The organism is Halomonas sp. MCCC 1A11062 (assembly GCF_021404355.1).
GTDB lineage: Bacteria > Pseudomonadota > Gammaproteobacteria > Pseudomonadales > Halomonadaceae > Halomonas > Halomonas aerodenitrificans.
The window spans coordinates 154,724-168,053 of sequence record NZ_JABFTW010000002.1 but is presented as its reverse complement, the minus strand read 5'-3'; the positions used below and the strand labels follow the sequence as shown (position 1 = coordinate 168,053).

Genomic DNA, 13,330 nt, shown 5'->3' with positions numbered 1-13,330 from the left:
AGAATTCATGACTTCAGGCGTCTTGAGCCAGCCGGTGCTGGACCAGCTGTTCCACGAGGCGAGAAGCCACGCCTACTGGCAGGACCGACCCGTGGACGACGCTACCCTGCGCGAACTCTACGACCTCGTGAAAATGGCGCCCACCAGCGTCAACTGCAATCCGCTGCGCATCCTGTTCCTGCGCACCCGGCAGGCCAAGGAGAAGTTGATGCCCGCGCTGAAGGAGGGCAATCGACGCAAGGTGGAAGAGGCACCGGTCACGGCCATTCTGGCCTACGACCGACGCTTCCACGACCACCTGCCGGAGCTCTTTCCCCATGTGGATGCCAGGGCCTGGTTCGTCGGCGACGAGCCCTACCGCGAGGAGACCGCCTTTCGCAACGCCAGCCTGCAGGGCGGTTACTTCATTCTCGCCGCCCGCGCGCTGGGGCTCGACGTGGGGCCGCTATCCGGCTTCGACAACGACATGGTCGACGGGCGGTTCTTCGCCGAGCGCTACCCCAACTACCGCAGCAACTTCCTGTGCAATCTGGGCTACGGCGACCCGGCCAAGCTGCATCCGCGCGGCCCGCGGCTTACCTTCGAGCAGGCCTGTCAGCTGCTGTAGTTCCGGTTCGGCAGGGCATACGAAAACGGCCACCCGAAGGTGGCCGTTTTCCGGAGTACTATGTCCGAAGCACTATGCATCAGGCGCTTGCTCGCTCTCCCGGCTGGGCCAGTACGGCCTTGAGGTGGGCGAGGTCACGCGAGACGTCGGTTTCGACGAACTCCGCCAGCAGACGTTCGGCTTCCTGCTGGGCGGCGACGCGCACGTACTCCTCGTATGTCGCAATGGCCGTCTGGCAATAGCGGCACTGAAGCACGTCCGTTGGCTTCGGGTTGCCGTTCCAGAAATTGCTGCCGCTGCATTCGGGACACACCACTTTCCTTGATCGCTGAAACATTCTGGCCTCCTGCCTGATGCTCATGCAGTGAAATGGTCTCCTCAACACACCTTGTACAAGATGCCACATCCGTTCCTGGCTGTGCCAATTTAATTGTTAAGAATAGTTGCCTTGCTCGCAGAGCAACGACAGCTACTGGCAAGAAACGAAGCCACGTTTTTTCGCCGGTAGCGAAGAAAAGTCCTACGGTGAGGGCCACGGAGGACATTTTCCAGATGGAGGGGCAGTATGCCGGAACCGCCGCCAACGCCCAATGCTCGAATGATTTGCAAGCTGGACAGCATCTTCCCGCTGTCCGAGGAAGAGAGGCAGGTGCTCGAGCACTTGCCGGTCTTGGTCAAGCGCCTCAAGGCCGACCAGGAGATCGTCAGCCTTGGCGAACGTCCCCAGCAGTGCTGCCTGGTACTGGAGGGGCTCACCTGCGTCTACAAGCTGAGCTATGCGGGCAGGCGACAAATCATGGCCTTGCACGTTCCGGGTGACATGCCGGACCTTCATAGCCTCCACCTGGCGGTCATGGATATCAGCATCGCATCGGTCAGCTCCTGTACGGTCGGCTTCATCCAGCACGAAGATCTGCGCCGCGTATGCGAGCGTTTCCCAAGGCTGACTGCTGCCTTCTGGCGTGAGACTCTGGTCGACGCTTCCATCTACCGTGAGTGGCTGCTCAATGTCGGACAGCGAGACGCCTACACGCGCTTGGCCCACTTGATGTGCGAGCTATATACGAGGCTGAGTGCAGTGGGGCTGACCGATGAGCGTACCTTCGAATTGCCGATCACGCAGGATGAGCTGGCCGACACCCTCGGCATCAGTGCCGTCCACGTCAGCCGCACATTACAGGCGCTGCGTGGCGACGGGCTGATTGAAACCGCAAGGAAACGAGTGACCGTGCCGAGCTGGAGCAAGTTGCAGGAGGCTGGGGAATTCGATCCGCTCTATCTTCACCTGCAGGGGCGACACGCGGCTTGAGCGTAAGGCTTGGAGAGAATGGCGCCCCCACCAGGATTCGAACCTGGGACCTTCCCCTTAGGAGGGGGACGCTCTATCCAGCTGAGCTATGGGGGCAGCACGGCTGCGCATTATAAGGGCTTGAGTGAGCAAGTTAAACCGCCCACTTGGGTGCGGTTGCCAAGAATGGCGCCGAGCCGCCATTATCGAGCGACACTGGGTGGCAGGGAAAGCGGATGGATATCGAAGAGTATCGGCGCCACGATGGCATGGGGCTGGCCGAGTTGATCCGGCGTGGTGAAGTGAGCCGGGGCGAGGTGTTCGATGCCGCCTGTGCGGCCATCGAGCGCGACAACCCGCATCTCCGGGCGCTGGTGCGGACACGCTTCGAACGCGCCAGGAGCGAGGCGGAGGGCATCGACCTCGCAGCCCCGCTGGCGGGCGTGCCGACTTTGACCAAGGATCTGTTGATGGCGCTGGAAGGCGAGCCGCTGGCCTTCGGCAGCGCGGCCCTGGCCGAGTGGAAGGCGCCGGTGGAATCGGCGCTGGTCACCCGCGTACGGGAAGCCGGGCTGGCCATCCTGGGGCAGACCGCCACCCCCGAGCTGGGGTTGATGGGCATCACCGAGCCCCATGCCTTTCCTCATCCTGTCAATCCGTGGAATCCCCGGCACTCCCCTGGCGGCTCCAGCGGCGGGGCGGCGGCGGCGGTGGCCGGCGGGCTGGTACCGCTGGCGATGGCCGGCGACGGTGGCGGCTCGATCCGTATTCCCGCGGCCTACTGTGGGCTGTTCGGTCTCAAGCCCTCGCGCGGCCGCGTGCCGCAGGGGCCACTGCATGGTGAGGTGTGGCGGGGTGCGGTGGTAGAGCACGCCGTGACCCGCTCGGTGCGCGACAGCGCTGCGCTGCTCGAGGCGATCAACGGCATGGACGAGGGCGGGCCCTACCCGGTACCCCGTGAACGGGGTTTTCTCGCTGCGCTGGAGCGTCCGCCCGAGCCGCTGCGTATTGCCGTCTCGCTGGGCGAGCCGTTGAGCAAGCCGTTGGGCACCCGGCTCGATCCCGAGGTGCGTCTGGCGGTGGAAGGGGCGGCGCGAACCCTGGAGGGGCTCGGCCATCACGTGGAGTGGGCCGATCCTCCCGTCGACGGCGAGCGCCTGGCCAACGCCTACCTGACGCTCTATCTGGGGCATGTTACCGCCGACCTGGCCTGGATCTCCCGCGAAACCGGCGTGCCCGTGTCACGCCTGGACATCGAGCCCTCGACCCGGGCGATCGCCCGTCTGGGCAACCACCTGCCGGTACGCGATTATGAACTGACCAAGCGCGACTGGAATGCCGCGGCGCGTGCCATGGGGGCGTTCCACCGCCGCTTTGATGTGCTGCTGATGCCCGTTACGGCGGCACCTGCGCCGCGCCTGGGCGAACTCTACCCACCGACATGGCAGCAGCGCCTGATGGCTCTGCTGGCCATCCCCGGGTTGCCCAAGCTGGCGCTCAAGGCAGGCATGCTCGGTCAGCTGGCGCGTGACGCCCTGTCCCGCACGCCCTATACCCAACTGGCCAACCTCACCGGCCAGCCGGCCATGTCGCTGCCGCTGCACGTCACCCCGGAGGGTTTGCCCGTCGGAGTGCAGGCGGTGGGCCCCATGGGCGACGAGCGTCGCCTGCTGGCGCTGGCGGCCCAGGTCGAGGCCGAGGTGCAGTGGCAGCGGCATCTGCCCAGGGTGACACAGGACGGGTAGAATGCGCGCCACATGCCCAGCATCAGGTCAGGAAATGCCAGACTTCGCCCCTCTTTCGCCAGCCGGTGACCGCCATTTCGACGGCTTGGCCGACAAGTTCGCCGGCAGTCTCTACGGTGGCCCGCGCGGTGAGCTGCGTCTGGCCCTGCTCGACGAGCTGCTGCCGCGCATGCTCGTACTCGACGGCCAGCCGCTGCTGGACGTGGGCGGCGGTCTGGGTCAGCTATCCGCCTGGTTTGCCCGGCGCGGCCATGCGGTGACTCTGCTGGAGCCGGCGGGGGACATGCTCGACCAGGCTCGCCAGAACCTAGACGGCCTGCCGGTGAGCTTCGTGCAGGCGCCGCTACAGGCGCTTCCTGAACATGCCGCCGGTCCCTGGCCGCTGATCGCCTGTCACGCCGTGCTGGAGTGGCTCAATGACCCCCACGCGGCCTTTGCCACCCTGGCGCAGCGCCTCGCTCCCGGTGGCCAGCTGTCGCTGATGGTGTTCAACCGCGATGCGCTGCGCTTTTCCAACGTGGTGAAGGGCAATCTGCAGAAGGCGCTGGACGACCGCCTCGAGGGTACCGGCAAGCGTCAGCGTCTGACTCCCATCTCGCCGTTGCGCCATGAGCAGGTCGCCGCCTGGAGCCGCGAATGCGGTCTGGCGATTCGCTCGGTGGCGGGCATTCGTGTCTTTCACGACTACCTGCGCCACCCGCCGGCCAACGAGGACGACTGGCAGCGCCTGGTGGAGCTGGAGCGCCGCTACTGCCAGGCCGAACCGCACTGGCGGCTGGGGCGCTACCTGCTCTATACGCTGGTCCACGACAGACGCTCGCCCGAGGAGACCCCCCGATGAGTGCGCAAACGCCGGTATGCCAGTTGCTCGAGCGTCAGGACGGCGACTATCGCGGCTGGCTGTGGGTGGCCCCACCCCGGGATGCGTGGCTCGAGCAGGGGCAGGGCAGCACCGTCAGCGCCGATCATGGCGTGCTCGAGGCCTGGCGGGAGCATGGCCGTGAGGCTTTCTCGCCGTTCGATGCCGGCGCCGTCGGCGAGCCCCCCGGGGCGGTGCTGTTCTGGCCCAAGGCTCATGCCCTGGGTGAGTGGTGGCTGCTGTGGCTGTGCGCCAACCTGCCATCGGGCACGCGCCTACAACTGGTGGGTGAGAATCAGGGCGGTATCAAGCGGGTGCTCAAGGTGCTGGCGGCGCTGGGGCTGGGCTGCCGCAAGCTCGACAGCGCGCGGCGTTGCATCTTGTTCGAGACCCGCCTCGGTGACGTCGGCATCGACCCGGATGCGGCCTGGACCACCTTCGAGGCCGAGGGGCTGGTGCTGGCCACTCATCCCGGCGTGTTCGGCCACGGCAAGCTGGATGCCGGTACCAAGCTGCTGCTCGAGCGGCTCGAGGCTGGGCTGCCGGGGCCCGAGAGGGCACGCGACGTGCTCGACATGGGCTGCGGCGACGGCATTCTCGCCGCCTGGCTGGCCCGTCGCGGCCACGCCGTGACGGCGGTGGACGTCAACGCCTTCGCCGTGGAGGCCACCCGGCGCACCCTGGCGGCCAATGGGCTGGAAGGGCTGGCTCTGGCCAGCGACGTCTACTCGGCGCTCGGCGAGAGTCGCTTTGCCGCCATCGTCAGCAATCCGCCATTTCATCAGGAGCGCAGTATCGACTTCGGTCCCGCCGGACGCCTGATTCGCGAGGCGCCGGGGCACTTGCAGCCGGAAGGTGAGCTTTGGCTCGTCGCCAACGCCTTCCTGCCCTATCCGGACCTGCTCGAAAGCGCTTTCGGCGGCTTCCAGATCGTTGCCGACGACCGGCGTTTTCGGGTTTATACGACGAAGCAGGCAATACGCTAAGAAGTGTCGTCAGGCGACACGCCCATGGTGCTGGGCCATGTCGCCTCGACCGGCAATGAGCCCTTCCACGGAAATGTCTTCATCCAGATCGTCCCAGTGCAAGCCCTTTCCGGAATAGCTGATACGACATTGCTTGCGCTCTTCAGCACTGGCATGCAGGAGGCGGGGGAACCATGCCAATGGGATACCGAGGGTCCGGCCGTCGCTGAGTTCGACCCACATGGTGTGTTCGTCAAAGCTGACGGTCTTGGCAGAAATGTTCATTCCAGGCCCTCTCGATCTCGCTACGGTGTTCTTCAACCAACTGCATGAGCTGTGCAAGTTGCTTTCTATTGTAGCCACTGCTATTGGCGATAGCGATTTGCGGCAGCACCCATATCTTGGCTTCACCGTCTCCGCTCTCGGCATGGATGTGCATGGGTTCCAGAGGATTGCCTTCATTCGAGTAAAAGAAGAAGCGAATTCCCTTGTAGCGGAAAACGACGGGCATCGTACCGTCTCCATGTTCTATAGCTGTGGGCTCCGATAGGCAATATCGGTGATGACGTAGACGCTATCGCCCGCCGGGGCCCTTACCGTGACCTCATCGTCCAGCGCCTTGCCCAGCAGTGCCTTGGCCAGCGGGGCATCGACGCTGATCCAGCGCTTGGTGGTGTCGGTCTCGTCGTGGCCGACGATACGGATCTGCATCTCTTCGCCCTCTTCGTCCTCGAGGGTGACGAAGGCGCCGAAGTACACCTTGTCGGTATCCGCCGGCAGGCGGTCCACCACTTGCAGCTCGTCGAGCCGCTTGGTCAGGTAGCGGATGCGCGCGATGACCCGATTGAGCTCCTTCTTGTTGTAGGTGTAGTCGGCGTTCTCGCTGCGGTCGCCCAGCGCCGCGGCTTCGCCCACCTTGGCCGAGAGCTCCGGCCGTTTGATCCGCGAGAGATGATCGAGAATGCCGCGCAGGCGCGCCGCCCCCTCGGCGGTGATCAGATTGCTCCTGGGTTCCTGGCGCGGATCCTTGGCGGGATCGCGCCAGCGCGTCATGTTGCGGCCCTTCATGCACGTCCTCCTTGATTTGGCGAGAAGGGCAACATACGCCATTCGTCGCTAACGCGACAGTATCTCGCCGTTCGGGCTGGCGTATCATTCAAACGTTCGTTACATTTTGAGTGACGGCTCCACGCCGGGATCCAACAACAATCCTTTTCGAGAAAGGAGTCTGGACATGTTTCGACGCCAGCTACTCGCCGCCGCCCTCGGCACGGCGCTTCTGATCGCCCCCTTCACCGTTGCCCAGGCCTGGGAGAGCGAAGTCGAGGCGCTCAAGCAGCGCTGGGAGCAGATCACCACACTGCGGGCGGAAGGACAGCGCCGCCATTCGCTGAAATCGCTGTCCGACGAAGCCGAGCGGCTGGTTCAGGCCAATCCCGGCGAGGCGCAGCCGCTGATCTGGTACGGCATCATCGAGGCTTCGCACGCCCGTGAGCGCAGTGGCCTGGGCGCGCTGGGCAGCGCGCGTTCCGCCCGCGATGCGCTGGAGCGTGCCATCGAGATCGACCCCCAGGGCGGCAACGGCTCGGCCTACGTCACCCTGGGCGCACTGTACGACCGTGCCCCGGGCCGCCCCGTGGGCTTCGGCAACAGCGCGACCGCTGAGCGCATGTTCCAGCGCGCGCTGCAGATTCGCCCCGACGGTATCGACGTCAACTACTACTACGCCACCTTCCTCGAGGACGAAGGCCGGCGGGACGAGGCGCGCGAGCATGCGCAGCGTGCCGTAGACGGCACAGCCCGCGAGGATCGTCAGGCCTCGGACGAGGCGCTGCGCGAGCAGGCCAGGGCGCTTCTTTCCCAGCTCTGATTCCCATCGCTTCGAGTCCGACACCCGCCATGCGCTTCGACTGCGAAGCGCATGGCGTCGGCAGGCACCGCTTGGCATTCCCGGCTCCGCTCACGATAATGGTCGCCATTCGCAGACTCGGAGGCCTGCATGACCGACAATCACGATAGCGGCCGGGATGCCGCCCGCCTGCCCGCCTTCAGCGGTGCCGATGTCGAACTGATCGAGCGTCGCTGCCTGCATCGGGGCTTCTTCCAGCTCGACGAGGTGCACTTGCGTCATCGCCTGTTCGAGGGCGGCTGGAGCCGTGAGATGACGCGTGAAGTGCACGTGCGGCACGATGCCGTGGGCGTGCTGCTCTACGACGTCGAGCGCGACTGCGTGGCACTGGTGGAGCAGATCCGCGCCGGTGCACTGGGCGATCCGGAATCGCCGTGGAAGCTCGAAATCGTCGCCGGGCTGGTCGAAGCGGGCGAGAGCGCTGCCGAAGTGGCACGCCGCGAGGCCATGGAGGAAGCCGGCTGCACGGTCGATGAGCTGATCGAGCTGCACACCTACTATCCCAGTCCCGGTGCCTGCACGGAGCGGGTCACGCTGTTCTGTGGCCTGGTCGACTGCGAAGGGCTGGGCGGTGTGCACGGCCTGGACGAGGAACATGAAGACATCCGCGTCCACGTGTTACCGTTTACTCGGGCCTGGGAACTCTTGCAGGCCGGAAGACTCGACAATGCCATGTGTCTGATCGCCTTCTACTGGTTGGCGGCCGAACGGGCATCTCTACGAGCAAGGGGGTAGCGTGGTGAGAACCGCCTATGTCACCGATCTGAAAGGCCTGCAGGGCGAATGCAGCGCCAACTACCTGCGCCTGACCCGGCTGCTGGGTGACCTTGGCGCGGGCGAGACGCGCGAACTGGAGCTGACCGGCCAGCGCGGCCGCTTCGGCACCCTGTGGCTGTCGGTGCTCGAGCTGGCGCCCTATACCACCATTGCCCGGGTCAGCCAGAGCAGCCTGATGGATGGCGTCATCGAGCCGCCGCGCATGCGGGTGCACCTCTATCACGACGTGCGCATGGCCGAAGTCACCGACTTCCAGCGCGAGCGCCATTTCAACGGTCGCTATCGCTATCCCAACGTGCGCATGTACCAACCCGACGAGAAGCTGCAGCTCAACCGCTTTCTCGGTGAGTGGCTGGCACACGGCCTGGAGCACGGCCATCCTACCAACCTGACGGAGCTGCCGGGATGACACGCCTGGTACAGCTCACCGATTGCCACTTGCATGCCGATCCCCACGCCCGCTCCCGCGCCGGCTTTCCGCTGCGCCAGCTCGAAGCCGTGGTGGAAGCGATTCGGACCGAGCGTCCGGATATCGTCATCGTAAGTGGCGACATCAGCCAGGATGAGACTGCAGCCTCCTACGAACAAGCCCATCGCGTTCTATCGACGCTGGAGTGTCCCTGGTTCTGGCTGGGTGGCAATCACGACCGCCAGGAGCTGATGAAGGATCTCAAGGCCATTCACGATGACATCGATCTGGGCGATTGGCGGCTCGTGGTCGCCGATACCTGCGTCAAGGGCCATGCTCACGGTGAGCTGGGGCAGGAGCGGATCGGTCAATTGGTCGAGCGGCTGGCGGAAGAAGAGCGCCCCACGCTGCTGGTCATGCACCATCCGCCGCTTGCTGTCGGTTCGGCCTGGCTCGACGGGATCGGACTCAAGGACAGCGATGCCCTGTGGCAGGCCTTGCTGCCCTTTCCGCAGGTCAAGGCCATTCTCTGCGGGCACGTGCACCAGGCCTTCGTCGGTCGGCAGCCGCTAGAGCAGGGCGAGGTGACGGTCTATGGTTGTCCCTCCACCACCGACCAGTTCCTGGCCGGCTCTGACGACTTCGCCATCGACGAGGCATCACGCCCGGGCTATCGGGTGTTCGACATCCACGGCGACGAGTGGCTGACTTGGATCGAGCGCGTCGATATCTAAAGCTTCGATTCGTTTTTGATCTAAAAAGATAGGTAATCATTCTTTTACGTTATTATCGACCCGGCGTTACCCTGTCCGCATGATTCTTACTGCCCATCGTCATGCGAGGTACCCGGGCCGATGACCAGTCTCAAAGCTCCCGAGCAACAGCCGGTATCCCAGGCGGCCGACAAGAGCGTCGTGTCGCCACGCCGGCTGACCCACCTGCAGCAACTGGAAGCCGAGTCGATCCACATCATCCGCGAGGTGGCCGCCGAGTTCCGCAACCCGGTAATGCTCTATTCCATCGGCAAGGACTCCTCGGTGATGCTGCATCTGGCGCGCAAGGCCTTCTTCCCCGGGCCGCCGCCGTTCCCGCTGATGCACATCAACACCACCTGGAAGTTCCGCGAGATGATCGCCTTCCGCGACCGCATGGCCGGTGAGGTGGGCATGGAGCTGATCGAGCACATCAACGAAGAGGGACGGGCTGCCGGCATCAACCCCTTCGATCACGGCTCCAGCGGTTACACCGACGTGATGAAGACCCAGGGGCTGAAGCAGGCGCTGGACAAGTACGGTTTCGATGCCGCCTTCGGCGGTGCTCGCCGCGACGAAGAGGCCAGCCGCGCCAAGGAGCGGGTCTTCTCCTTCCGCGACAAGTTCCATCGCTGGGACCCCAAGAGCCAGCGTCCCGAGCTGTGGAACCTGTACAACGCCCGGGTCAACAAGGGCGAATCGATCCGCGCCTTCCCGCTCTCCAACTGGACCGAGCTGGATATCTGGCAGTACATCTACCTCGAGCAGATCCCCATCGTGCCGCTCTACTACGCCGCCCCGCGTCCGGTGGTGGAGCGCGACGGCATGCTGGTGATGGTCGACGACGAGCGCCTGCCGCTGGCCCCTGGCGAAGTACCGGAGGAGAAGTGGGTGCGCTTCCGTACCCTGGGCTGCTACCCGCTGACCGGCGCGGTGGAATCCAAGGCCGACACGCTGCCCGAGATCATCCAGGAGATGCTGCTGACCCGCACCAGCGAGCGCAGCGGCCGGGCCATCGACCATGACCAGGCGGGCTCGATGGAAAAGAAAAAGCGCGAGGGGTACTTCTAGCCGCTGGCGAAAACTCGCTGCGCTCGGCCATACAGCGTTAAACATCGGCTCAAGATGCTCATTTACTCCAGTAAACTCCGCTCTTTCACCGCTGTTTGCCTTGTCTGGCCATCGCTCGCTGACTTTTCGCTCAGCGTCTGATTAACGATTTTCAGGGTGTCACCATGGCCCATCAGTCTTCTCTAATTGCCGACAACATCGAGCAGTACCTGCACGAGCACGAGAACAAGGACCTGCTGCGCTTCATTACCTGCGGCAGCGTCGACGACGGCAAGTCGACCCTGATCGGTCGTCTGTTGCACGACTCCAAGATGATCTTCGACGATCACCTGGCGGCGTTGACCCGCGACTCCAAGAAGAGCGGCACCACCGGCGATGCCGTGGACCTGGCGCTGCTGGTCGACGGTCTGCAGTCGGAGCGCGAGCAGGGCATCACCATCGACGTGGCCTACCGCTTCTTCTCCACCGACAAGCGCAAGTTCATCATCGCCGACACCCCGGGGCACGAGCAGTACACCCGCAACATGGCCACCGGTGCCTCCACCGCCAACCTGGCGATCATCCTGATCGACGCCCGTTACGGCGTGCAGACCCAGACCCGGCGTCACAGTTTCATCGCCGACCTGCTGGGCATCAAGCACCTGGTCATCGCGGTGAACAAGATGGACCTGGTGGGCTTCGACGAGGCGCGCTTCGACGAGATCGTCGCCGACTACCGGCGCTTCGCCGAGCAGCTCTCGGTCAACGACCTGCGCTTCGTGCCGATGTCGGCGCTGGAAGGCGACAACGTGGTCAACCGCAGCGACCGCACGCCCTGGTACCGGGTCGCGGGCGAACAGGGACCGGCACTGCTGGAGCTGCTGGAAAGTGTCGAGGTCAGCCGCGACCGCAACCTCACCGATCTGCGCTTCCCGGTACAGTACGTCAATCGCCCCAATCTCGACTTCCGCGGCTATGCCGGCACCCTGGAAGCCGGTGTGCTGCGCCCGGGGCAGGCGATCAAGGCGCTGCCTTCGGGCAAGACCAGTCGGGTCGAGCGTGTGGTGACCTTCGATGGCGATCTGGACGCAGCGTGGCCGGGTCAGGCGGTGACCGTCACCCTGGAGGACGAGATCGACATCTCCCGCGGCGACTGGATCGTCGCCGAGGACGCCGAGGTCACGCTGACCAACGCCTTCGATGCCGACATCGTGTGGATGCACGAGCAGCCGCTGACGCCGGGCCGGCAGTATGACATTCGTCTGGCCGGTCGCTCGGTGGCCGGGCGTGTGGAAGCCATTCACCATCAGGTGGACGTCAACACTCTGGAGCGTCACGCTGCCGACCGGCTCGAGCTCAATGCCATCGCTCGCTGCCGGGTCGAGCTGACTGCGGAGGTGCCACTCGACAGCTACGACCAGAGCCCGGGCACCGGCAGCTTCATCGTCATCGACCGGCTCTCCAACATCACCGTCGGCGCGGGCATGGTGCGAAGTACTGCCGAGGCGGCGGGAGGCAGCGGTCATCAGGTGGATTGGGCCGCCTTCGAGCTCGAGCTCAATGCGTTGGTGCGCCGCCACTTCCCGCACTGGGAGGCGAAGGACGTGCGTGACCTGTTGCGTTGACCGAGCGTAACTAAGCAATACATAGGCGGTTGATTCTGCTGAAACATCCTCCACACTATAGACAGGGTCCGGCGTAAGCCGGACCCTGTCGAGTTTCAGGGAGGAAACGATGACGTATTGCCAGGATCGGCTGTGGTTGATTCGGAGGGGCCCATGAGCGGCTTTCTCCGGCGTCTGCTGCACATCGCTGCCCGCCCCATGCGGCGCGACCGCGGGCAGGGTGGCTACGTGGTGCACCCCTATCGTGGTTATGGCTCACGGCATGAGGTGCTGCTGATGGGCCGGGTGTTTCGTCAGGCCGCGCTGGGTGACGTGATACCTCGCTACGGCGTACTGCGCGATCTGGCCGATGTGATTCGGCGAGTCTTTCGCCGCGGCCTGCCGCAGGTCACCGTCGAGGTCACCCTGGGGGACAACGTCACCACCGTGTCCACCGACCGTGACGGCTACTTCGACGTACTCCTGCCTATCGAGCACCCCCTGCCCCAAGACAGCGCCTGGCACCATGCGGAACTGCACGTGGTGTTGCCGGGGGTGGAGCCGGTGCAATCGTTCACCGAGGTGTACATTCCGCCGGCTGAAGCCGACCTGCTGGTGATCAGCGACATCGACGACACGGTGATGTACACCGGGGTGGCCAACAAGCTGCGCATGTTGCACCGTCTGTTCGTCAAGCAGGCCCATCAGCGCATGGCCTTTCCCGGCGTGGCGGCGTTCTATCAGGCGCTGCACGTGGGCCGTAGCGGCAAGGCTAAAAGGCCGATTCTCTACGTGTCGCGCGGCCCCTGGAGCATCTACGAGATGCTCGAGGAGTTCTTCCAGCTCAACCGTATTCCCGTCGGGCCGATACTGTTCCTGCGCGAGTGGGGCATCTCCTGGCGCAAACCCTGGCCGCGTCGCGCGGAAGACCACAAGTACGACCTGATCCAGCACATGCTGGAGATGCGCGATGAGCTGCCCTGCGTGCTGATCGGCGACAGCGGGCAGCACGACCCGGAAGTCTATGCGCGGATCGTGCACGAATACCCCGAACGCATTCGTGCGGTCTACATTCGCCGGGTCGAACGCAAGCCTGACCGTGAACGCGCCATTCATGCGCTGCGCGAAGAGATCCGTCATACCGGCTGTGATCTGGTGCTGGCCGAGGACAGCGCCACCATGGCCGAGCATGCCTGCGCTCAGGGGCTGATTGCCGAGGAGGGGCTTGAGCAGGTGCGCCGGACGTCGCAGTCTTAGGTTGTACTCAGGGACTGATCTGGCGCTGTCCTGGGCGCTACTACATCGCTTTGGTGGGTTACAAATCCGTTATTCTGTGTGTCGATTTCTTGCGTATTTCGCTCCTAC

The 13,330-nt window shown here is 64.5% G+C and carries 16 protein-coding genes and 1 tRNA gene; 12 read left to right on the top strand and 5 right to left on the bottom strand.

The genetic code is table 11. The annotated features are described in order from the left end of the window. Nucleotides 1–7: 7 nt before the first annotated feature. Nucleotides 8–607, top strand: a complete 600-nt coding sequence (locus HOP58_RS03300) for a malonic semialdehyde reductase (RefSeq protein ID WP_086509478.1) — start codon at nucleotides 8–10, stop codon at nucleotides 605–607. Nucleotides 608–686: 79 nt separating this feature from the next. Here the strand turns inward: HOP58_RS03300 and HOP58_RS03295 are convergent, their stop codons facing one another. Next, nucleotides 687–944, bottom strand: coding sequence for a hypothetical protein (locus HOP58_RS03295; protein WP_234253707.1), 258 nt, complete (start codon nucleotides 942–944; stop codon nucleotides 687–689). Nucleotides 945–1,172: 228 nt separating this feature from the next. Between HOP58_RS03295 and HOP58_RS03290 the strand changes: the two genes are divergently transcribed. After that, entirely contained in the window at nucleotides 1,173–1,916 is a 744-nt protein-coding gene (locus HOP58_RS03290) for a Crp/Fnr family transcriptional regulator (RefSeq protein WP_234253708.1), read from the top strand. 19 nt (nucleotides 1,917–1,935) lie between these two features. Here HOP58_RS03290 and HOP58_RS03285 read toward each other — a convergent pair. Further along, nucleotides 1,936–2,012 (bottom strand) — tRNA-Arg (locus HOP58_RS03285). A 119-nt stretch (nucleotides 2,013–2,131) separates the two neighbouring features. Between HOP58_RS03285 and HOP58_RS03280 the strand changes: the two genes are divergently transcribed. The 3 genes from HOP58_RS03280 to HOP58_RS03270 are packed head-to-tail and all read left to right on the top strand — an operon-like array spanning nucleotide 2,132 to nucleotide 5,485. Continuing rightward, entirely contained in the window at nucleotides 2,132–3,640 is a 1,509-nt protein-coding gene (locus HOP58_RS03280; protein WP_234259544.1) for an amidase, read from the top strand. A 34-nt stretch (nucleotides 3,641–3,674) separates the two neighbouring features. After that, on the top strand, nucleotides 3,675–4,481 hold the full coding sequence (locus tag HOP58_RS03275) for a methyltransferase domain-containing protein (RefSeq protein ID WP_234259543.1): 807 nt from the start codon (nucleotides 3,675–3,677) through the stop codon (nucleotides 4,479–4,481). Next, the gene (locus tag HOP58_RS03270; RefSeq protein WP_234259541.1) at nucleotides 4,478–5,485 is read left to right on the top strand and encodes a methyltransferase; all 1,008 of its coding nucleotides are present in this window, start codon (nucleotides 4,478–4,480) and stop codon (nucleotides 5,483–5,485) included. The genes HOP58_RS03275 and HOP58_RS03270 overlap by 4 nt, the downstream gene beginning before the upstream one ends. A gap of 9 nt (nucleotides 5,486–5,494) precedes the next feature. Here HOP58_RS03270 and HOP58_RS03265 read toward each other — a convergent pair whose 3' ends face one another. Genes HOP58_RS03265 through greB form a run of 3 tightly spaced genes read right to left on the bottom strand, consistent with a single transcriptional unit; the run spans nucleotide 5,495 to nucleotide 6,532 of the window. Then, nucleotides 5,495–5,749 carry a DUF2442 domain-containing protein gene (locus tag HOP58_RS03265; RefSeq protein ID WP_234259540.1) on the bottom strand — a complete coding sequence of 85 codons (255 nt, stop codon included), beginning with the start codon at nucleotides 5,747–5,749 and terminating at the stop codon, nucleotides 5,495–5,497. Then, nucleotides 5,718–5,975 carry a DUF4160 domain-containing protein gene (locus HOP58_RS03260; protein ID WP_086511927.1) on the bottom strand — a complete coding sequence of 86 codons (258 nt, stop codon included), beginning with the start codon at nucleotides 5,973–5,975 and terminating at the stop codon, nucleotides 5,718–5,720. Before HOP58_RS03260 ends, HOP58_RS03265 begins: the two co-directional genes overlap by 32 nt. Nucleotides 5,976–5,992: 17 nt before the next feature. After that, the gene (greB, locus tag HOP58_RS03255) at nucleotides 5,993–6,532 is read right to left on the bottom strand and encodes a transcription elongation factor GreB (protein ID WP_234259539.1); all 540 of its coding nucleotides are present in this window, start codon (nucleotides 6,530–6,532) and stop codon (nucleotides 5,993–5,995) included. A gap of 166 nt (nucleotides 6,533–6,698) precedes the next feature. Between greB and HOP58_RS03250 the strand changes: the two genes are divergently transcribed. The 7 genes from HOP58_RS03250 (at nucleotide 6,699) to HOP58_RS03220 (ending at nucleotide 13,222) form a co-directional block, all read left to right on the top strand. Continuing rightward, nucleotides 6,699–7,334, top strand: a complete 636-nt coding sequence (locus tag HOP58_RS03250) for a hypothetical protein (RefSeq protein ID WP_103968343.1) — start codon at nucleotides 6,699–6,701, stop codon at nucleotides 7,332–7,334. Between the two features lie 129 nt (nucleotides 7,335–7,463). Beyond that, the gene (locus tag HOP58_RS03245; protein ID WP_234259538.1) at nucleotides 7,464–8,108 is read left to right on the top strand and encodes an NUDIX domain-containing protein; all 645 of its coding nucleotides are present in this window, start codon (nucleotides 7,464–7,466) and stop codon (nucleotides 8,106–8,108) included. Between the two features lies 1 nt (nucleotide 8,109). Then, the gene (locus HOP58_RS03240) at nucleotides 8,110–8,559 is read left to right on the top strand and encodes a DUF1249 domain-containing protein (protein ID WP_234259536.1); all 450 of its coding nucleotides are present in this window, start codon (nucleotides 8,110–8,112) and stop codon (nucleotides 8,557–8,559) included. Then, complete coding sequence (locus tag HOP58_RS03235; protein ID WP_234259535.1) at nucleotides 8,556–9,293, top strand: phosphodiesterase; 738 nt, start codon at nucleotides 8,556–8,558, stop codon at nucleotides 9,291–9,293. The genes HOP58_RS03240 and HOP58_RS03235 overlap by 4 nt, the downstream gene beginning before the upstream one ends. A gap of 120 nt (nucleotides 9,294–9,413) precedes the next feature. Further along, a complete protein-coding gene (gene cysD / locus HOP58_RS03230; protein ID WP_234253763.1) occupies nucleotides 9,414–10,382 on the top strand; it encodes a sulfate adenylyltransferase subunit CysD in 969 nt (322 codons plus the stop codon). Nucleotides 10,383–10,546: 164 nt separating this feature from the next. Further along, nucleotides 10,547–11,986: a sulfate adenylyltransferase subunit CysN gene (gene cysN, locus HOP58_RS03225; protein ID WP_234259533.1), complete on the top strand. Its 1,440-nt coding sequence runs from the start codon at nucleotides 10,547–10,549 to the stop codon at nucleotides 11,984–11,986. Nucleotides 11,987–12,139: 153 nt separating this feature from the next. Continuing rightward, nucleotides 12,140–13,222 carry a phosphatase domain-containing protein gene (locus HOP58_RS03220; RefSeq protein WP_234253766.1) on the top strand — a complete coding sequence of 361 codons (1,083 nt, stop codon included), beginning with the start codon at nucleotides 12,140–12,142 and terminating at the stop codon, nucleotides 13,220–13,222. Nucleotides 13,223–13,330: the final 108 nt, after the last annotated feature.